General features: G+C 70.3%; 20 protein-coding genes, 1 pseudogene and 1 riboswitch. Of the genes and pseudogenes, 10 read left to right on the top strand and 11 right to left on the bottom strand.

The features are described 5' to 3' along the window. Positions 1-36 precede the first annotated feature (36 nt). The gene (locus tag AVAK2825_RS14315; protein ID WP_284399866.1) at positions 37-1,203 is read left to right on the top strand and encodes an acyl-CoA dehydrogenase family protein; all 1,167 of its coding nucleotides are present in this window, start codon (positions 37-39) and stop codon (positions 1,201-1,203) included. A gap of 88 nt (positions 1,204-1,291) precedes the next feature. Further along, positions 1,292-2,188: a 3-hydroxyisobutyrate dehydrogenase gene (gene mmsB, locus AVAK2825_RS14320; RefSeq protein ID WP_284399868.1), complete on the top strand. Its 897-nt coding sequence runs from the start codon at positions 1,292-1,294 to the stop codon at positions 2,186-2,188. Between the two features lie 47 nt (positions 2,189-2,235). On the opposite strand, the gene AVAK2825_RS14325 is transcribed toward mmsB, so the two are convergent. After that, a complete protein-coding gene (locus AVAK2825_RS14325; protein WP_284399871.1) occupies positions 2,236-2,811 on the bottom strand; it encodes a retropepsin-like aspartic protease family protein in 576 nt (191 codons plus the stop codon). Between the two features lie 285 nt (positions 2,812-3,096). Between AVAK2825_RS14325 and AVAK2825_RS14330 the strand changes: the two genes are divergently transcribed. Beyond that, positions 3,097-3,798, top strand: coding sequence for a superoxide dismutase family protein (locus tag AVAK2825_RS14330; RefSeq protein ID WP_284399872.1), 702 nt, complete (start codon positions 3,097-3,099; stop codon positions 3,796-3,798). Next, positions 3,798-5,897 (top strand): TonB-dependent receptor family protein, encoded by a 2,100-nt coding sequence (locus tag AVAK2825_RS14335; RefSeq protein ID WP_502870542.1) that lies wholly within the window; start codon positions 3,798-3,800, stop codon positions 5,895-5,897. The genes AVAK2825_RS14330 and AVAK2825_RS14335 overlap by 1 nt, the downstream gene beginning before the upstream one ends. Before the next feature lie 28 nt (positions 5,898-5,925). Here the strand turns inward: AVAK2825_RS14335 and AVAK2825_RS14340 are convergent. From AVAK2825_RS14340 to xopAJ, 3 genes and pseudogenes are all read right to left on the bottom strand, one after another. After that, positions 5,926-6,771: pseudogene (locus tag AVAK2825_RS14340) on the bottom strand (fumarylacetoacetate hydrolase family protein). A gap of 64 nt (positions 6,772-6,835) precedes the next feature. Next, positions 6,836-7,132, bottom strand: a complete 297-nt coding sequence (locus tag AVAK2825_RS14345; RefSeq protein ID WP_284399875.1) for a hypothetical protein — start codon at positions 7,130-7,132, stop codon at positions 6,836-6,838. Further along, positions 7,129-8,112 carry a XopAJ/AvrRxo1 family type III secretion system effector zeta toxin gene (gene xopAJ / locus AVAK2825_RS14350; RefSeq protein ID WP_284400109.1) on the bottom strand — a complete coding sequence of 328 codons (984 nt, stop codon included), beginning with the start codon at positions 8,110-8,112 and terminating at the stop codon, positions 7,129-7,131. Before xopAJ ends, AVAK2825_RS14345 begins: the two co-directional genes overlap by 4 nt. A gap of 467 nt (positions 8,113-8,579) precedes the next feature. Between xopAJ and AVAK2825_RS14355 the strand changes: the two genes are divergently transcribed. The 3 genes from AVAK2825_RS14355 (at position 8,580) to AVAK2825_RS14365 (ending at position 10,963) form a co-directional block, all read left to right on the top strand. After that, complete coding sequence (locus AVAK2825_RS14355) at positions 8,580-9,188, top strand: chromate transporter (protein WP_284399877.1); 609 nt, start codon at positions 8,580-8,582, stop codon at positions 9,186-9,188. Next, on the top strand, positions 9,185-9,784 hold the full coding sequence (locus AVAK2825_RS14360; protein WP_284399880.1) for a chromate transporter: 600 nt from the start codon (positions 9,185-9,187) through the stop codon (positions 9,782-9,784). Before AVAK2825_RS14355 ends, AVAK2825_RS14360 begins: the two co-directional genes overlap by 4 nt. A 219-nt stretch (positions 9,785-10,003) precedes the next feature. Further along, positions 10,004-10,963, top strand: a complete 960-nt coding sequence (locus tag AVAK2825_RS14365) for an aldo/keto reductase (RefSeq protein ID WP_284399882.1) — start codon at positions 10,004-10,006, stop codon at positions 10,961-10,963. 15 nt (positions 10,964-10,978) lie between these two features. Here the strand turns inward: AVAK2825_RS14365 and ribB are convergent, their stop codons facing one another. The 4 genes from ribB to AVAK2825_RS14385 form a co-directional block, all read right to left on the bottom strand. Then, a complete protein-coding gene (gene ribB, locus AVAK2825_RS14370; RefSeq protein WP_284400112.1) occupies positions 10,979-11,653 on the bottom strand; it encodes a 3,4-dihydroxy-2-butanone-4-phosphate synthase in 675 nt (224 codons plus the stop codon). Positions 11,654-11,851: 198 nt separating this feature from the next. Next, a riboswitch (FMN riboswitch) is annotated at positions 11,852-12,058 on the bottom strand. Positions 12,059-12,061: 3 nt separating this feature from the next. Next, positions 12,062-12,874, bottom strand: coding sequence for an SIR2 family NAD-dependent protein deacylase (locus AVAK2825_RS14375; RefSeq protein WP_502870543.1), 813 nt, complete (start codon positions 12,872-12,874; stop codon positions 12,062-12,064). A 16-nt stretch (positions 12,875-12,890) separates the two neighbouring features. Next, complete coding sequence (gene rlmB, locus AVAK2825_RS14380; protein ID WP_284399884.1) at positions 12,891-13,640, bottom strand: 23S rRNA (guanosine(2251)-2'-O)-methyltransferase RlmB; 750 nt, start codon at positions 13,638-13,640, stop codon at positions 12,891-12,893. Positions 13,641-13,754: 114 nt separating this feature from the next. After that, positions 13,755-14,450: an ABC transporter ATP-binding protein gene (locus tag AVAK2825_RS14385; RefSeq protein ID WP_272569367.1), complete on the bottom strand. Its 696-nt coding sequence runs from the start codon at positions 14,448-14,450 to the stop codon at positions 13,755-13,757. A gap of 15 nt (positions 14,451-14,465) precedes the next feature. Here AVAK2825_RS14385 and AVAK2825_RS14390 point away from each other — a divergent pair, with 15 nt between their 5' ends. Beyond that, on the top strand, positions 14,466-15,125 hold the full coding sequence (locus tag AVAK2825_RS14390; RefSeq protein WP_284399895.1) for an arylesterase: 660 nt from the start codon (positions 14,466-14,468) through the stop codon (positions 15,123-15,125). A gap of 84 nt (positions 15,126-15,209) precedes the next feature. Here AVAK2825_RS14390 and AVAK2825_RS14395 read toward each other — a convergent pair whose 3' ends face one another. From AVAK2825_RS14395 to AVAK2825_RS14405, 3 genes are all read right to left on the bottom strand, one after another. Beyond that, complete coding sequence (locus tag AVAK2825_RS14395) at positions 15,210-15,386, bottom strand: hypothetical protein (protein WP_284399897.1); 177 nt, start codon at positions 15,384-15,386, stop codon at positions 15,210-15,212. A gap of 109 nt (positions 15,387-15,495) precedes the next feature. Next, positions 15,496-16,719: a PLP-dependent transferase gene (locus tag AVAK2825_RS14400; RefSeq protein WP_284399900.1), complete on the bottom strand. Its 1,224-nt coding sequence runs from the start codon at positions 16,717-16,719 to the stop codon at positions 15,496-15,498. 103 nt (positions 16,720-16,822) lie between these two features. Beyond that, on the bottom strand, positions 16,823-17,284 hold the full coding sequence (locus tag AVAK2825_RS14405; RefSeq protein WP_284399903.1) for a BON domain-containing protein: 462 nt from the start codon (positions 17,282-17,284) through the stop codon (positions 16,823-16,825). Positions 17,285-17,433: 149 nt separating this feature from the next. On the opposite strand from AVAK2825_RS14405, the gene AVAK2825_RS14410 reads away from it, so the two are divergent. Together AVAK2825_RS14410 and AVAK2825_RS14415 are read left to right on the top strand one after the other, a co-directional pair. Continuing rightward, positions 17,434-19,104, top strand: coding sequence for a SulP family inorganic anion transporter (locus AVAK2825_RS14410; RefSeq protein WP_284399906.1), 1,671 nt, complete (start codon positions 17,434-17,436; stop codon positions 19,102-19,104). A 55-nt stretch (positions 19,105-19,159) separates the two neighbouring features. Then, positions 19,160-19,942, top strand: coding sequence for a GGDEF domain-containing protein (locus AVAK2825_RS14415; protein ID WP_372588176.1), 783 nt, complete (start codon positions 19,160-19,162; stop codon positions 19,940-19,942). Positions 19,943-19,946: the final 4 nt, after the last annotated feature.

The following is a 19,946-nucleotide window of genomic DNA, read 5'->3' on the forward strand; positions in this document are numbered from 1 at the left end:
GCAGAACAACGAACGAACGCCAGCGAGACCCGACCCATGGACTTTGAACTGACCGAAGAACAGCGCGCCTTCGCCGAGACGGCCCGCGACTTCGCGCGCGCCGAACTGGCGCCGCACGCGGCCCGCTGGGACGCCGAGGGCATCTTCCCGCGCGAGGCGATCGCCGCGGCCGGCGCCCTGGGCTTTTGCGGCCTGTATGCCCCCGAAAACGCGGGCGGCCTGGCCCTGCCCCGGCTCGACGCCACCCTGGTGTTCGAGGAAATGGCGGCGGTGGACCCCTCCACCACCGCCTTCATCACCATCCACAACATGGCCACCTGGATGCTCGGCACCTGGGCGACCGACGCCGTGCGCGACCGCTGGGGTCCCCTGCTGGCCAGCGGCGAGAAGCTCGCCTCGTACTGCCTGACCGAGCCCGGCGCGGGCTCGGACGCGGCCTCGCTCAAGACCCGGGCGGAGTTGGCAGGCGCCGAATACGTCATCAACGGCGCCAAGGCGTTCATCAGCGGCGCGGGCAGCACCGACATGCTGGTGCTGATGACCCGCACCGGCGACGCCGCATCGGGCGCGGCGGGCATCAGCGCCTTCGCGGTGCCGGCCGATGCGCCGGGCATCCAGTACGGCAAGAAGGAAGAGAAGATGGGCTGGAACAGCCAGCCCACCCGCACCATCAGCTTCGACAACGTGCGCATTCCGGCCGACCACCTGCTGGGGCGCGAGGGCGAGGGCTTCAAGATCGCCATGAAGGGCCTGGACGGCGGGCGCATCAACATCGCCACCTGCTCGGTGGGTGCGGCGCAGGGCGCGCTGGCCCAGGCGCAGCAGTACATGCAAGACCGCAAGCAGTTCGGCAAGCCCATCGCGAGCTTTCAGGCGCTGCAGTTCAAGCTGGCCGACATGGCAACCGAACTGGTGGCCGCGCGCCAGATGGTGCGGCTGGCGGCCTCCAAGCTCGATGCGGGCGCGCGCGATGCCAGCACCTATTGCGCCATGGCCAAGCGCTTCGCCACCGATGCGGGCTTCAACGTGTGCAACGAGGCGCTGCAGCTGCACGGCGGCTACGGCTACATCCGCGAGTACCCGCTGGAGCGCCTGATGCGCGACGCGCGCGTGCACCAGATCCTGGAGGGCACGAACGAGATCATGCGGGTCATCATCGCGCGCCGCATGCTGGAGGGCGACGCGCCCGACGCCATCCGCTGACCGCATTCACTACCAATTTCATAGCAACATGCCTTAGTACTTATTGCGCTAGAGGCCTGTTTCATTCAAAACCAAAGGAGACACTTCCATGAAGATCGCATTCATCGGCCTGGGCAACATGGGCGGCCCCATGGCGCTGAACCTGCACAAGGCGGGGCATGAGGTCCGCGCCTTCGACCTGTCCCCGCCCGCGCGCGACAAGCTGGCCGAAGGCGGCGTGGCCATTGCGGCCGATGCGGCGGCCGCCGTGCAGGGCGCCGAGGTGCTCATCAGCATGCTGCCCGCCAGCCAGCACGTGGAATCGCTGTACCTGGGCAACGGGCAGCAGCCCGGCCTGCTGCCGCTGCTGGCCGCCGGCACGCTGGTGATCGACTGCTCCACCATCGCCGCCGCCACCTCGCGCAAGGTGGCCGAGGCCGCCCAGGCGCGCGGACTGGCGTTCATCGACGCGCCCGTCTCGGGCGGCACCGGCGGCGCCGTGGCCGGCACGCTGACCTTCATGGTGGGGGGCGATGCCGCCGACCTGGAGCGCGCCCGCCCCATCCTGGAAAAGATGGGCGCCAACCTGTTCCATGCCGGTGCCGTGGGCGCGGGTCAGACGGCCAAGATCTGCAACAACATGCTGCTGGGCATCCTGATGGCGGGCACCAGCGAGGCCATCGCCCTGGGCGTGGCCAACGGGCTGGACCCGAAGGTGCTGTCCGAGATCATGCGCCGCAGCTCGGGGGGCAACTGGGCCCTGGAAAAGTACAACCCCTACCCCGGGGTGATGGAAACCGCCCCCGCCAGCAAGGGCTACGCGGGCGGCTTCGGCACCGACCTGATGCTCAAGGACCTGGGCCTGGCGCAGGAGAACGCCATGGCCGTGAAGGCCGCCACGCCGCTGGGCGGGCTGGCGCGCAGCCTGTATGCGGCGCACAGCCTGGCCGGCCAGGGGGCGCTGGATTTCTCCAGCATCATCCAGGCGGTGCAAAAGAAGGGCTGACCCGCGGCGGGGCAGCGACCAGCCCCGGGGCCTGCGCTCAACTGGCCTCAGTTGCGTGGCCGCAGCACCATGCGGTCGCGCCCGATCTCCACGTCGAAGTGCTGCAGGAAGTTCTGGCCCAGCAGCGCGTCCTCGTCGTCGTCGCCCGTGTACCCCGTGCCCACTCGCAGGCCTGACACCGCCAGCGAGCGCACGGTGACCGAATCGGCCACCACCACGCGGCCCTGGCGCGTGCCGTTGGCGGTGCGGAACTGCGTCACTTCCCCGCCCGTGAGGCTGGCCTTGCGGGCCACTGCATCGGTCACGCCCACCAGGCTGGCACCGGTGTCCACCATGAACATCACGGGCTGGCCGTTCACCGTGCCGGCCACGCGAAAGTGCCCGTCGCGGTGCCGGGGGATCACCAGGGCGCCCTCCGCCGTCACGCTGGCGCCGCGAGGCTTGAGGTAGTGGTCCATGGCCACGTAAAGCACGCCCATCAATGCGAGCCAGAAGGCCAGGATGCCCCACATGCCCCTGCGGGCGAGCGCGCGCGTGCGGCGCTCGCCGGGCACGTGTGCGTCTTCCACGTCGCCACCGCCCCGCGAGCCCAAGCGCTGGCGGTCTTCGCCATCCGATGCCATTCGTCGTCCTTCCGGAAATGTGTTTCGGCGAGTATGGCCCAGGCACCGCACGTTGCCGCGCCGCGCCAGGCGCATCGCCGCCGTTGTCCTACGCCTTGCGGGCCCGCATGCGGTCATCCTCGGGCCTTCGCCCGCGGCGCCGCCAGGGCACCGCGCGAACGCGGTTGCAGCCACTGATCCACCCTTGGCGCCAGGGCCGCGCAACGCATCACACGACACCCTTCCCTGCCGCTTCCTTCACCATTCCTTTCGTCGATCACGACGCACCCTTTCCAGGAGAATTCCATGGCCCCTCTTCCTTACAGCCCATCCCGCGCTTCGTTCCAACGCCGCGGCACCCTCGCTGCCAGCACCGCCGCCGTGGCGGCCGCCCTGTTCCTGGCGGGTTGCGCCGGCAGCGCCTCGGACAACTCCCGCTCCGCCGTCGCCAAGACCCCTGTGCCGGGCCTGGAACGCGCCACCGCCACCGCACGCCTGGTCACGCCCGAAGGCGCGCCGGCCGGCAATGCCGTCCTGACCGAAACCGCCGCGGGCGTGGAAGTGGCCATCCAGGTGCAGGGCCTGTCGCCGGGCAAGCACGGCTTTCACATCCATGCCAATGGCGCCTGCTCGCCCGGACCGGACGCCACCACCGGCCAGACCATCGCGTTCGGCGGTGCCGGCGGCCACTTCGATCCCGGCATGGCCAAGAAGCACGGCCATCCCGGCCAGCCCTCGCACGAGGCCCATGCCGGCGAGCTGCCCAACATCACCGTGGGCGACGACGGCCGGGGCAGCGTGCGTTTCGTGAACGCCAACGTCTCGCTCACGCCGGGCAAGACCTCGGTGGTGGGCCGCTCGCTGGTCGTGCACGAAAAGGAAGACGACTACACCACCAATCCCGCCGGCAATTCCGGCGGCCGGCTGCTGTGCGGCCTGATCCAGCCCGCACCGGCCAGCACCGTGGTGGGCGACAAGGCCGCCGCCCCCTCCTTGCTGGTCCGTTGATGCGCCGCGCGCGGCGCGCGGTGCCCCAGGCCGCTTTGTGGTGCTGCGCGCTGGCATCTGCCGGGTTCGCACGGGCCCAAAACCTTCCTCCGCAGGCCCCGCCAACGGCCACGCTCCCGGCGGTGCAGGTGCCCGGCCAGGCCGAGGCGCAGCGCCGCTTCGATGCCGCGGCCAGCCACACCAGCGTGGCGGTCGATGCGTTCTCCACCCCCAGCCCGCTGGTGAACCTGTCCGAGCTGCTCGCGGCCCAGGCGGGCGTGGTGGCGCTGGACCGGCAGAACTACGCGCAGGACCTGCAGATCGCGGTGCGCGGCTTCGGCGCACGCTCCACCTTCGGCGTGCGCGGGGTGCGCATCCTGGTGGACGGCATTCCGGCCACCATGCCGGACGGCCAGGGCCAGGCGGCCACCGCGCAGTTGCAGTCGGCCTCGCAGGTCGAGGTGCTGCGCGGGCCGCTGGCCCAGTTCTACGGCAACGCGGCGGGCGGCGTGCTGCAGGTCACCACGCGGGAGCCGCGCGAAGGCGGCGGCGCCGGCGCGTCGGTGGCGGCGGGCTCGTTCGGGCAGCGGCTGGTGGATGCGTCGCTCGACTTCGGCGACCGCACGCTCGGCGGGCTGGTGGATGTGTCGCACTTCGAGACCGACGGCGCGCGCGACCACAGCGCGGCGCGGCGCACGCACCTCAATGGCAAGCTGGTGGCCCGGCCCGATGCCGACACCCGGATCACTGCGTTGCTCAATCTCTACGACCAGCCCCTGGCGCAGGACCCGCTGGGCCTGACCCGGGCGCAGTTCGAGCCCGATCCGCGCCAGGCACCGGCCGTGGCGACGGACTTCGGCACGCGCAAATCCGTGGCGCAAAACCAGTTCGGCGTGGTGCTGGAGCGGCAACTGGGCGCGGCCGACAGCGTTCGGGTGCGCGCCTACGGCGGCACGCGCACGCTCACGCAATTCCTGTCGTTCAGCGGCGCCGCAGCCAGCAGCGCAGGCGGCGTCGTGGACCTGGACCGCGACTACTACGGCCTGGGCATGGCCTGGACGCACACCGTGCGGCGCGCCTCCGGCCTGCCCCTGACCTGGACGCTGGGGCTGGACGCCGACCGACTGTCCGAGCACCGCCAGGGCCGGGTCAACAACAACGGCACGCCCGGCGCGCTGCGGCGCGACGAGCAGGACCGCGCGGGCAACACCGATTGGTTCGCCCAGGTGGACGCCTGGCTCACACCCACCTGGCGCGCCGTGGCCGGGGTGCGTGCCAGCCGCGTGCGCGCGAGCGTCAACGACCGCTTCATCACTGCCGCGAACCCCGACGACAGCGGCCAGCGCACCTGGCGCCAGACCAGTCCCGTGCTGGGCCTGGTGTGGAGCGCCACCGACCAGCTCAACCTGTACGCCAACATCGGCCGCGGCTTCGAGACGCCCACCCTGGCCGAGATGGCCTACAGCACGGGCAACACCGGCCCCAACTACGGGCTGAACGCCTCGCGCAGCCGGCAGATGGAGGTCGGCGCCAAGTGGCAGGGAACGGTGCACCGCATCGACGCGGCCTGGTTCGACGCGCAAAGCCGGGACGAGATCGTGCCGGCGGCCACCGTGAACGGGCGCACCGTGTACCAGAACGCCGACCGGGTGCGCCGGCGCGGGCTGGAGCTGGCGTGGAGCGCCCAGTCCGGTGCGTTCAAGCCGCGCGTGGCCTACACGTACCTCGATGCGTTCTTCGACAGTCCCTACGCCGTGGCGGGCGGCGCCACCGTGCCCTCGGGCAACCGGCTGCCGGGCACGGCGCGCCAGACCGTGCAACTGGCGCTGGACCACGCCCTGTCGCCGGCATGGCAATGGGGCGCGACGCTGGACGTGTCCGGCAAGGTGTACGCCAACGATGTGAACACCGAGGCCGCCGCCGGATTCGCCGTGGCCGGCCTGCGGGCGGGCTATGCCTTTCGCACCGGGGACACGCGCTGGCAGGCCTGGGCGCGGCTCGATAACCTGTTCGACCGCCGCTATGCGGGCTCGCTCATCGTGAACGACGGCAACGGGCGCTTCTTCGAGCCCGCGGCGGGACGGCGCCTCATGGTGGGGCTGCGCGCGCAGTTCCTGTAGCCGCCCTGCGCGCAGGGCCCGGGTCGGCTCAGCCGCCCTCGCACGCCAGGCGCTGCTCGCCCAGGCCCGTGGCCCCCAGCCGCATCACGTCGCCCGGCCGCAGAAAGCGCGGCGCGGGCTTCTTGCCCAGCCCCACGCCGGCCGGCGTGCCGGTGAGCACGATGTCGCCTGGCTCCAGCGTCATGAACTGGCTGATGTACGACAGCACCCGGGGCACCCCGAAGATGAAGTTGCGCGTGTTCCCGTCCTGCATGCGCTCGCCGTTCACCTCCAGCCACAGGCCGATGGCGTGCGGGTCGGGCACCTCGTCGGCCGTCACCAGCCAGGGTCCGATGGGCGCGAACGTGTCGTAGGCCTTGCCTTTGTCCCACTGACCGCCGCGCTCCATCTGGTAGCTTCGTTCGGACACGTCGTTGGCCAGCACGTAGCCCGCCACATGCTACAGCGCCGCGTCTTCGGCCACATGCTGCGCGCGCGTGCCGATCACGATGCCCAGCTCCACCTCCCAGTCGGCCTTCAGCGCGCCGGGCGGGATGCGCACCGGGTCCGTGGGCCCGCTCAGCGCGGTGGTGGCTTTCATGAACAGCACGGGCTCGGCCGGCGCGGCCAGGCCCGCTTCGGCCGCATGGTCGGCGTAGTTGAGCCCCACGCAAACGATCTTGCCCACGCCCGCCACCGGGCAGCCCAGGCGCTCCGATTCGGGCACCACGGGCAGGCGCGACGGGTCCAGCGCCGCGAGGGCGGCCAGGGTGCGGGGCGACAGCTGGGCGGGGCCGATGTCGGGCAGCAGCATGGACAGGTCCCTGACAATGCCTTGCGCATCGACGAGCCCGGCACGCTCTGCGCCCGGCTGGCCATATCGGATCAGTTTCAAGGTGTCTCCTACCGGTGGAAGTTTCCAGACGCGAAAGCGGGCGACCGGCGCCCCTTCCGAAGCATCACGACCAGTAGTCGATCTCGTCCAGGCTGCGGGCGAACGCCTGCAGGTCCGGGACCTGCGGATACTCCACGTAGTAGAGGTACTCGTAGACCACCGCCTGTTGCGCGAGATCGGTCCAGCGGCCGCGCTGCGTCGTATCGTAAAGCGTCTGGAGCTTCCCGAGGTCGAAGGCCTCCTTGCCGCTCGATGCGGCCTGCGCCTTGGCGTCCTGCAGCCGCGCCGTCCGCTGCTGCTGCGCGCGCTCCCTGAGCTGCCGATGAAAAGCCAGGGCGACCTCGCCTTTGAGTTGGGTCATCTTCGATCCTGTCCATTCAGCGTGCAGTGGATTCCCAGCGCCTGGGACCACGACAGGCCGGCATATTTCTGCAAGGCTTCGCGAGCGGTCACGGCGATGGCGGCGGGCATGGCGTGCGTCAGTTGCCGGATCGTCCCGTCGTCGATCACCTGTTCGCCGATGTCGCTGGCGGGCAAGTCGGAGAGCGCCACGATCTCGGCGTATTGGTCCGCGTCGTGGATGGTCAGCTCCCCGTTCGCAACGGTCGCGACAGGCGCCTTCTCGCCCGCCGCCGACGTGCCCATCAGGTGGTAGGTGCCGATCTGCGGCTTCGCGAGGAACTGGTCGATGACGTCCAGGCGATTGCCGCGAATGGCGCAGTAGCCGGCGGCGACGGCGGCATAGGGCGGACGTGGATCGTCCCCATCGGGATCCCTTTGCAGCACACCGAGCAGCGAACGCTCCAGCGGCATGTCGATGTCGTACATCTCGACCTGGCGGCCGGTGTTCTCGGACAGTGCGATGTAGCTGGCGACTTCGTGCGCGCCGCCCAGCCGTTTATCGACCAGCATGCTGGCCGGCTTTCCGCTCGCCGTCTTCCCTGTGGCGATCTGGCGTTCCAGCCGGTCGGCGAGCACGCACGACTCCGCGTGCACGTTGGCCGGGGTCAGCCGGGCCTGGCCGGGCACCTTCCTGAGCCGCGACTTGAACGCGTCCGGATTGATGCTGCCGCCGCCGCTTTCCTGCAGGGCGTCGGCCAGGGCCGGCACGGCGGATCGAGCCAGCCGGGTCTTTCCGGCAGCCGTATTGCCGCGCAAGGCGAACAGCGTCGGATCGCAGCCCGACCGCTCCACGCATTCCGCGAAGACAGAGGCCTTGCGAAAGGAATCGTCGATCAGCGCATCGTGCAGCTTGCGGCGCTCGGGCTGCCAGTGGGCGGGATCGGCCAGGTAGGCCCATCGCCCGGGCCCTACGGGCGGCAGCGTGCCGACCGCGAACATCTCCACGGAGCCGTTGGCGTACGCGCCATTGGAGGCCGCAGAATGGGTGGTTCGCCGGGCAGGCAGGCTCCGCAGCGCCGAGATCGCCGAGCGGACGGGAGAAAGGGTCCCTCGGCCTGTGCCCTGGGGGGCGGCCCTCAATGCCGGGGAGCCGCTATATCGTTTCGATGGGGAGTTCGCCGGCAGCGAGGGGCCCGATGGCGGTCTGGTGGGAGGTTGGCGCGGCACGCGCACCCGAGCGGCAAGGCGATAAATCATTGGGCCGGCAAGTTAGCGGCTGCGACTCGGCGGCGCCTTCTCACACGCGAAGACGGGGCAGGTTCTGCGAAACCCTGCCCTACCCGTCAGCGCGGTGCCTGGGCGCCACACCGAGCCTCGCCCATCGCCAGGGCGGGCATCCGCCACGCGCCGTAATATCGGCCCCGACCCACCGCCCGCTCCCGGCTCCTTTCCGCCCCGAATCCGCCATGCCCCGTTCACCCAAGCCCCCTGCCCCCGCCACGCTGCCGCCTGCAGCGGCCGAGCGGCCCCGCCCGGCCCATCTGGCCGACCTGTTCTGGTCGTTCACCCTCCTGGCGCTGCAGGGCTTCGGCGGCGTGCTGGCCGTGGTGCAGCGCGAACTGGTGGACCGCAAGGGGTGGCTCACCAACGAGGAATTCCTCGAAGACTGGGCCGTGGCGCAGATCCTGCCGGGGCCGAACGTGGTCAACCTCGCCGTGGTGATTGGCGACCGCTATTTCGGGCTGCGTGGCGCCCTGGTGGCACTGGGGGGCATGCTGCTGTTTCCCTTGCTGCTGGTGCTGGCGCTGGCCGTGGTCTATGCGCAGTTTTCCGGGCATGCCGCCGTGAGTGGCGCCTTGCGCGGCATGGGGGCGGTGGCGGCCGGCCTGGTCGGCGGCGTGGCGCTGCGGATGGCCGGGGCCTTGCGCACGCACCCCCTGGGCCCGGTGGCCGGCTGGGCCTTCGTGGCGGCGACCTTCGGCACCATGGCGCTGCTGCGCTGGCCGCTGGCCTGGGTGCTGCCCGTGGTGGGCGGCGCGGCGTGCGCTGTCACCTGGCGGAGGATCGCCCCATGACGCCGGCCGCCACCCTCGCCCTGCAGCCGGTGGACTGGCTGAACCTGTTCCTCTACTACGCCTCGATCTCGCTGCTGGCAGTGGGTGGGGCCATTGCCGCCGCGCCCGACATGCACCGGTATCTGGTGGAACGGCAGGGCTGGATCACCGACTTGCAGTTCAACGCCTCGGTCGCCATCGCCCAGGCCGCGCCGGGCCCCAACGTGCTCTTCGTCGGCCTGCTGGGCTGGAACGTGGGCCTGAACGCCGGCGGGCCGGGCGCGGCGGGCTGGGCCGCGGCCACGCTGGGCATGGCGCTGAGCCTGGTGGGCATCATGCTGCCCAGCACGGTGCTGACCTGGCTGGCCACGCGCTGGGGCCATCGCAACAGGCACCGGCGCAGCGTGCGCGCCTTCAAGCAGGGGCTGGCGCCCGTGGTGATCGGCCTGCTGCTGGCCACTGCCTGGCTGCTCGGCAGCGTGCACCATGGCGCCGGCACCGACCTGCGCCTGTGGCTGCTGAGCGGCGCGTGCGCGCTGGTGGTGTGGCGCACGCGCCTTCACCTGCTGTGGCTGCTGGCGGCGGGTGCGGTGCTGGGGGCGCTGGGCGTTGTGTGACCGGGCGCACCCGTTGGGTGAAAGGCCTGTCTTGCACCCACGGGGCGTGAAGATTCAGCGGTCGTCTTACCGCGCCGGGTGGCGTGTGCCGTAACAATGGCTTTGGCACCGTCGCCATCGGCGTTGGTCGGGCCTCCCCGGGCCTGCTGCCGCACCCCGTGTTCTTCGTGGCCCGATCCGCATCGGGCCAGTCTTTTCCGCAATCCAAGGAGTCCCCCCATGCAATTTCGCCCCCTAGGCCGTTCGGGCCTGCAGGTTTCGCCACTGTGCTTCGGCGGCAACGTGTTCGGCTGGACGGTGGACGAGCCCACCACGTTCTCGCTGCTCGATGCCTGGGTAGACGCGGGCTTCAATTTCATCGACACCGCCGACGTGTACTCGCGCTGGGCGCCGGGGCACATGGGCGGCGAGTCCGAAGCCATGATCGGCCAGTGGCTCAAGCGCAGCGGCAAGCGCGACCGCATCGTGCTGGCCACCAAGGTGGGCAAGGACATGGGCGATGGCAAGGTGGGTCTGGGCAGCGACTACATCCGCCGCGCGGTGGACGACTCGCTGCGGCGCCTGCACACCGACGTGATCGACCTCTACCAGTCTCACGATGACGATGCCGGTACCCCGCTGGAGGAAACCCTGGGCACCTACGCCGACCTGATCCGCGAGGGCAAGGTGCGCGCGATCGGCGCCTCCAACCATTCCGCGAAGCGCCTGGCCGAGGCCCTGGACACCAGCGAGCGCCTGGGCGTGCCGCGCTACGAAAGCCTGCAGCCGCTGTACAACCTGTATGACCGCGACGTGTTCGAGAAAGAGCTGCGCCCCCTGTGCCTGGAAAAGGGCGTGGGCGTGATCAACTTCTACGCGCTGGCCGCCGGCTTCCTGACCGGCAAGTACCGCAGCGCGGCGGACGTGGACAAGAGCCCGCGCGGCGCCAAGGTGGTGCAGACCTACCTGAACGACCGGGGCCTGCGCATCCTGGCCGAACTCGACCAGGTGGCCGAGCGCTATGAGGTCACCCCCGGCCAGGTGGCGATCGCGTGGCAGATGGCGCAGCCCGGCATCACCGCGCCCATCGCCAGCGCATCGTCGCTGGACCAACTGCAGGAACTGGTGCAGGCCGCCAGTCTGAAGCTGGATGCGGATGCGCTCGAATCGCTGAGCCAGGCCAGCGCCGAAGCGGCCTGAGGACCCTGAAGGCCATCAAGCGGGTTCGCCGACCGCCGCATGGGCGGCGGGCACTCTGCCGCCGCCCTGCCCGCCTTCTCCCGCCAAGGCCTGCAATCCCTGCCGATGCGCCACCAGCGCCTGCACGGTCGTGCACAGCAGACCGTGGGCCTGGGCGAACCGCGCCACGTCCGCACCGCGGGCCATGCTGCCATCCGGATTCATCAGCTCGCACAGCACCCCGGCGGGTGCGCGGCCGGCCAGGCGCGCCAGATCCACGGCCGACTCGGTGTGGCCGGTGCGCTCCAGCACCCCGCCAGGGCGTGCCACCAGCGGAAAGACATGGCCGGGGCTGACGATCTGGGGTGCACCGCCCGGCGCCGGTACCTGCAGGGCGCAGCGGATCGTCTGCACCCGGTCGGCCGCCGACACGCCCGTGCTCACGCCATGGGCCGCCTCGATGGACTGGGTGAAGGCGGTGGCGAACGAGGACCGGTTGACCTCCACCATCGGCCGCAGGCCCAAGGCGCCCGCGTGCCCGGGCGTGAGGCACAGGCAGACGATGCCGCTGCCCTCGCGGATCATCAGGGCCATGGTGGCTTCGGTGATGTTGTCGGCCGCGCAGACGAGGTCGGCCTCGTTCTCGCGGTCGGCATCGTCCATGACGAGCACGGGACGGCCCGCGGCAATGGCGGCGATGACCTCGGGCATGGGCGCCAGCTGCACGCCGTGATCGACGGCCACGGCCACAGGCGTGGAAGGGGAAGGGGAAGAGGAAGAAAAAACGGAAACGGCGGTGTTCATGAAACGCTCCTGGAAGGTGAGGAAACGCCTCAAGGCATGCAAGAAGCACCGGCGCACGCCCGAATGGCAGGCGCGCGCAGGCACCAGGGCGCGCATGGCTGCGCACCCCATCTTCTTTCATCCGGACTGTGACCGTCGGCCCCAGACTGAACGGGCCAGGAACTGTGTTCCTTGGAGCCGCGTCGCACTGGGTCTGCTGACCTCCGCCCATCCCGAAGGACGCATGCGGAGCGCTCGCGGGCTCGCGGCGCGGGGAGACCTCCCGCACCGCCTACCGCCGGTGGGGAATTCCACCCCGCCCTGAAGACCGGGCGATTATCGCGGCGCTGCCCCCGGTGACGTGTCGCGTGCGGGGCGATCCCGGCCCATCAGCAGGGGCAAGACTTCGGCCGACGGACCGCGCAGCACCGCATGGGCCGTGCTGTCGAGTTCGCTCGGCGCCGGGTTGACGATGACCACGCGCGCCCCGATGCGCCGGGCCATGTGGGCGAGGCCGGCCGCTGGATACACGGCGCCGGCCGTGCCCACGACCAGCATCAGGTCGCAGGCGCTGACCGCCTCCTCCGCCTGGCCGAGGATGTCGATCGGCAGCGATTCGCCGAACCACACCACGGCCGGGCGCACGAGATTGCCGCAGGTGGCGCAGCGCGGCGGTGCGCCGGCCTCGGCGTGGGCCAGATCGCAGCAGCCGCGCGGATCGTCCAGCCAGCGGTTGCCACGCAGCTCGCCGTGCAGGCACAGCACGCCCTCGCTGCCGGCCATCTGGTGCAGGCCATCCACGTTCTGCGTGACCAGCGTGAGGCGGCCGGGATGGCGCCGGGCAAAGTCCGCCAGCGCCCGGTGGCCCGCATTGGGCTGCACGCCCTGCAGCAGCGCGCGGCGGTGCTCGTACCAAGCCCAGACACCCGCGGGATCGGCGCGAAAGCCGGGCTCGCTGGCCATGTCTTCGGGGCGCACCTGCGCCCACAGCCCGGTCTGCGCGTCGCGGAACGTGGGCACGCCGGACTCGGCGCTCACGCCCGCGCCGGTTAGCACCACGATGCGCTGCGCGGCATCGACCCAGGCGATGGCGGTGCTCAGGTCGCCCGAGCCGCTCCACGCGACGTCGGGGGCTGGCACGCGCGGCATGGCGAAAAGACCGGGTTCAGGCGGTGCGCTGGCGCAGGGCCTCGTACAGGCACACGCCGCTGGCCACCGACACGTTCAGGCTCTCCACCGCGCCCTTCATGGGGATGGAGACCAGCTCGTCGCAGGTCTTGCGCGTGAGCTGGCGCATGCCGTCGCCCTCCGCGCCCAGCACCAGGGCCACGGGGCCTTTCAGGTCCACCTGGTAGATGGTCTTGGGCGCATCGTCGCTGGTGCCGATGCACCAGATGTTGCGTTCCTTGAGCTCGTTCAGGGTGCGCGCGAGGTTGGTCACCATGAAATACGGCACCGTCTCTGCGGCACCGCTGGCCACCTTGGCCACCGTGGCGTTCAGGCCCACCGCGTGGTCCTTGGGCGCGATCACGGCCTGCGCGCCGGCGCCGTCGGCCACCCGCAGGCAGGCACCCAGGTTGTGCGGATCGGTCACGCCGTCCAGCACCAGCAGCAGGGGCTGGGCGACGCCGGAGGCTTCCAGGTCTTCGAGCAGCTCGTCGAGGGAGGTGGCCAGGGCCACCGGCTCCACCCGCGCCGCCACACCCTGGTGGCCCTGGCTGCCTGCCAGCTTGGCGATGCGCGCGCTGTCGGCTTCGATGAGGCGCGCGCCGGCGGCGTTGGCGCGGTCGAGGAACTGGCGCATGCGGGCATCGCGCCGCGTGGCCTCGTAGTAGATCTCGATGATGGATTGCGGCGCGGTCTTCAGGCGCACGCCGACGGCGTGGAAGCCGAAGAGGACTTTGGGGCTGGACATGCGGGGATTATCCGCGCCACGGGCCGACAGCCCGATTGCTATTTATTTGATAGCAACCAAGGCATGCAATATCCCGGCACAAGGCACAAACGGCCCAAAGCCCTCACGAAAACCTCAGGCCTCGGACACGCGCCCCGCGTCGATGGTGATGCGCCGCTCGCACTGCGCGGCGATGCCCCGGTCGTGCGTGACGAGCACGAGCGTAGTGCCCTGCTCGCGGTTCAACTCGAACATCAGCCGCATGATGGTCTCGCCCGTGGCGAAGTCCAGGCTGCCGGTGGGTTCGTCGGCCAGCAGCACGGCCGGCTCGACCACGAAGGCGCGCGCCAGCGCCACGCGCTGCTGCTCGCCGCCCGACAGCACCTTGGGGTAGTGCGACAGGCGCTGGCCCAGCCCCACGCGCCCCAGCATGTCGGCTGCGAGTTTGCGTGCGTCGCGGCGATCGGCCAGCTCCAGCGGCAGCATGACGTTCTCCAGCGCGGTCAGGTTGCCCATGAGCTGGAAGCTCTGGAACACGAAGCCCACTTTCTGCGCGCGCAGCGCGGCGCGGGCATCTTCGTCGATGGCGAACAGGTCCTGCCCATCCAGGCGCACGGTGCCGCGGGTGGGCGTATCGAGCCCCGCGATGATCGACAGCAGCGTGCTCTTGCCCGAGCCCGAGGCGCCCACGATGGCCGCGGTTTCCCTCGCAGCCAGCCGGAAATCGATATCCCGCAGAATGTCGAGGGTGCCGGTCGAGTCCGTCACCGACTTGTGCACGTGCTCCACGGCGATGATGGGGTGGGTGGGCAAGGAAGGAGTTTCCGACATGAAAGGTGCTTTGCTGTGAATCGAAATCTGTTGTACCGGCGTCACTTTATCGCGGCCCTGGCGGCCGGCGCGGCCGCAGGGCTTTGTGCCCCTGCTGCGCTGGCCGCTGCGGCGGCCAAGCCGGTCATCCTGGTGGTGGGCGATTCGCTGAGCGCCGAGTACGGACTGGCCCGCGGCACGGGCTGGGTGGCACTGCTGGAAAAGAAGCTGGCCGAAGAGAAGATCGACGCCACGGTCGTGAACGCCAGCGTGAGCGGCGACACCACCTCGGGGGGCCGCTCCCGCCTGCCGGCCCTGCTGACCCAGCACCGGCCCAGCCATGTGGTGATCGAGCTGGGCGGCAACGACGCCCTGCGCGGGTTGCCTCTGCAGAACACCGCCGACAACCTGAAGGCCATGGCCCAGGCGGCCAAACAGTCGGGCGCCAAGGTCCTCATCGTGGGGATGCAGGTGCCGCCCAACTACGGCACCGATTACGCGAAACGTTTTGCCGGCACCTTCGCCAGCGTGGCCAAGGACACCCAGTCGGCGCTGGTGCCCTTCCTGCTCAAGGGCGTGGCCGATGCGGCCGACCCGACCGCCATGTTCCAGCCCGACCGCATCCACCCCAAGGCCGAGGCCCACCCGGCCATGCTGGCCAACGTGTGGCCCGAGCTGCGCAAGCTGCTGCGCTGACGGGCGGCGCCCTGGCGGGCCCGGTCGCCGGGCGGAGCGCCTGGACCTGGGCCGGCGGTGCGGCTGCAGCGGGCCGTTAAGGGATCAGGCCGCAGGCGCGTTGCCGTCGGCGGGCGGTGCGCTCTGCTGGCCGTCGTCCTGCGCGGGGCCTTCGCGCGGGTCGTCCTTGCGGTGGGACTTGGCTTGCGCCTTCTCTTCTTTTTTCTTCTTCTTGGCGAGCTCGCGCTGGCGCTTTTCGTATCCGTAGTTGGGTGTTGCCAAGGTAGTACCTTCCTGAATTGAAGCGGTCAATGTAACAGCATGCCCTCAAGGCCCCGGGTGTCCCGGCCGCTGCGCCGCACCGGGCGCAGCCACCGGACTCCCCAGGGCGTCAGGGTGGGGGAAAGGCATGCGCCAGGGCCTGCGCCAGATCGCGGCGGAGATCGGCTTCGGCCTCCAGCCCGATCGAAAAACGGACCACGGTGCCGGGCACGAGCTGCGGCGTCGGGCGGCTGCGCATGGTCGCCAGCTCGTACGGCACGACCAGGCTCATCGGTCCGCCCCAGCTGTAGCCCAGCTTGAAATATTGCAGCCGGTCGCAGAAAGCGTCCACCTGCGCCTGGGAGTACCGGGGGTCGATCACCACGCTGAACAGACCCGCCGCGGCGCCCTCCCCGCCATCGGCCGCGCACAGCGCACGCCATTGGTCGTGTCCGGGCGACCCTGCAAGCGCGGGGTGCAGCACCTGGGCCACCGCGGGCTGCTGCGCCATCCAGCGGGCGAGCGCGCGCGCCGCCATGTCGTGGGCGCGGTAGCGCAGGCCGATGCTGGGCAGCGAGCGCAGCACGGATTCGACGTCGTTCGCGCCCACGCCCAGCCCCAGGCGCATGTGGCACAGCTTCATGCGCAGGTGCAGGCCTTGGTCCCGCGTGACGATGCTGCCCATGAGCACGTCACCGCCGCCGCTGGGGTATTTGGTGAGCGCATGCACCGACACATCCACGCCCCACCGGCCGTCGCCCCGCAGATCGAACGGCGCGAACGCCAGACCCGCGCCCCAGGTGTTGTCCAGGGCGCAGACCACGCCGCGCTCGCGGCAGATGCGCACCTGCTCGATCAGGTCGGGGAACTCCAGGGTCACCGAGCCCGGCGCCTCCAGCCACACCAGCCGCGTCGCAGGCGTGATCCGGGCGGCGAGGTCGGCAGGGTCCATCGGGTCGTACAGCACGTGGCGGATGCCATAGTGGGCCAGTTCCACCTCGGCCAGCGCCTTGTTCGGGCCATAGGCGTTGTCGGGAATGAGCACCTCGTCGCCGGCGCGCAGCAGCGCCAGCGAGACATTGGCGATGGCGGCGAGGCCGCTGGGCACCAGCAGGCACTGCTTGCCGCCCTCCAGTTCGCACAGGCGCTCTTCCAGCTGGTAGCTGGTGGGGGTGCCGTGCAGGCCGTAGGTGTAGCTGGTCTTGTCCTTCCATTCGCGCGCGCGCATGGCCGCCACATTGGGGAAGATGACCGTGGAGGCCTTGTAGACCGCAGGCTGCGGCGCGGCGAAGCCCGCAGGGGGCACGTAGTCGTGGTGGACGATGCGGGTAGCGAGGTCGGCGGGTGAAGTCATGGCCGCCATGGTAGCGCCCAGCGCACCCGCCGAGGGTGGGCCGGGCGGCGCACGGTCGATGGCCCTGGCACCCGTGCCGGATTGGCAGAAGCCGAGCCGGAGATCAGCCGGCGTTGGAGATGGTCAGTTGGTTGACCACCGAGTTCACGCCCTGCACGTTCTGGGCGATGTTCGTGGCGCGCTCGCTGGCCTGCTTGGATTTGACCGGACCGTTCAGCGTCACGATGCCGTTGCGGGTGTCCACGTCGATCTTGACGGCGCTCAGCTCCGCGTCCTGGGCCAGGCCGGCGGACACCTTGGCCGTGATGCCGGCATCGTCCATCACCGCGGCGGCGCGCTCGGCGGCCTGGCGGGTCGCATCGCCGGCTTCATTGGCGGCGGCTTCCATCTTGCGCTGGGCGTCGGAGGCCACCTGTCCGCTCTTGGCGACGGCGGAGTCGATCTGCTGGCCCACCGTGCGGTCATCGGCCTTGTCGCAGGCGGCCAAGCCGAAAGCCAGCAGCGTGGCCGAAAGAATGCTCACCATCCGGTGGGAAGGGCTTTGGGGAGTGCGGGTTGCGTTCATGGGAGGCCTCCTTGCAGGAAATGGGGGAATCTGGTGGGCACTTTAGGTTTGAGGCGCCATGCGCCCGGTGGGAAGGCGCCGAAGCTAGCGTAGGACAAGGCAGTCGAGATGCCGCTGGCGCCCGCCCGCCGCCGCGCGACAATCGCGGGATGCGCCTGCAGTCCCTTTCCCGATGGTTTCCTTTCCTGGCCTGGCCCCGTCCGGACCGCCACCTGATGCGGGGGGAGTTCTGGGCCGGAATGACGGTCGGCCTCATGCTGGTGCCCCAGGGGGTGGCCTATGCAGCGCTGGCGGGCATGCCGGTCATCACCGGCATCTACGCGTCGCTGGTGCCGGCGTTGATCGCGGTGCTGTGGAGTTCCTCCACCCGCCTGGGCGTGGGGCCCACCGCACTGACCAGCCTGTTGATCGGCGCGTCGCTCACCGGCCTGGCGGAGCCCGGCAGCGCGCACTGGGTGGCGCTGGCCGCCTGGATGGCACTGCTGTCGGGCCTGCTGCAGATGCTGCTGGGGGTGGCGCGGTTCGGCTGGCTGCTCAATCTGGTCACCTCGCCCGTGCTCAACGGCTTCACCCAGGCGGCAGCTCTGCTCATCCTGGCCTCCCAGTTGCCGGACCTGCTGGGGCTGCGCACCACCTGGAACGCGCTGGCCGTGTCGCCGTCGCTGCACCATTTCGACCTGACGGCCGCGGCATTCGGCCTGGGCAGCCTGGGGCTGCTGGTGGCCGCGCGGCGCTGGCGCGCCACGTTTCCGGCGGCCATCGTGATCGTCGGGCTGGCGGCCCTGGTCAGCTGGGCGATCGGCTACGCCGACCACGACGGCGCCGTGGTCGGCCACCTGCCCGCCGGGCTGCCCCAGCCCTACTGGCCCGGCTGGCTGTCGTGGGACGAGTTCGGCGCGCTGGTGCTGCCTGTGCTGGTGGTCACGCTCGTGAGCTTCCTGGAGACCGCCTCCAGTGCCAAGGTCGAGCACCAGCAGGGCGGCACGCGCTGGAACGAGAACCAGGACCTGATCGCGCACGGCCTGGCCAAGATGAGTTCGGGACTGTGCGGCAGCTTCGCCACGAGCGCGTCGTTCTCGCGCTCGGCGATCAACCTCTACGCGGGCGCCAAGAGCGGCTGGGCCACCCTTTTCGCCCTGGCGCTGGTGCTGGCGGTGCTGCTGTGGCTCACCCCGGCGCTGTACCACGTGCCCCATTCGGTGCTGGCGGCGGTGGTGGTGACGGCGGTGACCAGCCTCATCAAGCCCGGCACGCTGCTGCGGCTGTGGCGCGTGTCGCGGGTGGAGACGGTCATCGGCGGCGTCACCTTCGCGCTGACCCTGGCGACGGCGCCGCGCATGTACTGGGGCGTGCTGGTGGGCCTGGTGCTGAACCTGGGGCACTTTCTCTATCAGCGCCTGCACCCGCGCATCATTGAGGTGGCCCCGCACCCGGACGGCAGCCTGCGCGACCGCCACCTGTGGCTTTTGCCGCCCATCGCGCCGGGGCTTTTCGCCCTGCGGATGGATGCCGAACTGGACTTCGCGTCCGCCGCGGCCCTGGAACGCCGCATCGCCGAGCACTGGGCCGCCCACCCGGAGATTCGGCACCTGTGCCTTTTTGCGCAACCCATCAACCGCATCGACGTGACGGGCGTGGAAACCTTCGCCCGCCTGCGCACACTGGCCGCCTCCCGCGGGGGGCAACTGCACGTGAGCGGCATCAAACTGCCAGTGGAACAGGTGCTGCGCCGCGCCGGGCTTCTGGAAGCGGGACCGGGTCTTGCACTCTACCGCACCGATGCGCAGGCACTGGCGGTGTTGCAACAATTAACGGAATGAGCCAGGATCGCAGGGGTCAGAAGCCAACCCCGCTGCTACACTCGGTACATACTGTTTGTTGCATTTTGTGACTGAATCTGCGACCCCTCAATTCGTGAACCTGCGCGACCTGCGCCTGACGACAGCGCATGCGTTGGTTGCACAGGCCGCGGGCTCAGAAGCTGCTTTGCCCTCCGACACGCCACTGCACTACCTGCAGGGCTTGATCGATGGCCTGTGCGAGCTGTCGCTCAAGGATCCCCTCACCGGGCTGGCCAACCGGCGCCACTTCCGCACCGTGCTGGAGCGCGAGATCGACCGCGTCACCCGGGCGGGCGAGGCGGCGCTGCTGCTCATGCTCGACATCGACAATTTCAAGCGGGTGAACGACACCTACGGCCATCTGGCCGGAGACATCGTGCTGCAGTCGGTGGCACGCACCCTGAACGGCTGCGTGCGCCCCATGGACACCCTGGCCCGGTACGGCGGCGAAGAGTTCGCCGTGGTGCTGCCGGCCTGCCAGGCGGGCTTCGGCCGCGTGGTGGCGGAACGCATCCGCCGCGCGATCGAGCGCACGCCGGTGCGCATCTCGCCCTCCGTCGATCTCAACGTCACCGTCAGCATCGGCGGGGCTTTCGCCCTGCAATGGATCCGCAGCACGACGCTCCTGTGGAGCGAGCGTGCCGACAGCCAGCTCTATAAAGCCAAGATGGCCGGCCGCAACCGCGTCAGCATCGAAGAACAGCCGGACAGCACCGTCAGTGCCGAAGAGAAGAGCCTGCTCTTCGGCCCGCTATACACTCCGTCGGGATGGGGCGATCTGCCACCGCCCATGGATTCCACAGGCAGCGCCTATTGAAAGC

Origin of the sequence: Acidovorax sp. SUPP2825 (assembly GCF_030158995.1) — a bacterium.
Taxonomy (GTDB): domain Bacteria; phylum Pseudomonadota; class Gammaproteobacteria; order Burkholderiales; family Burkholderiaceae_C; genus Paracidovorax.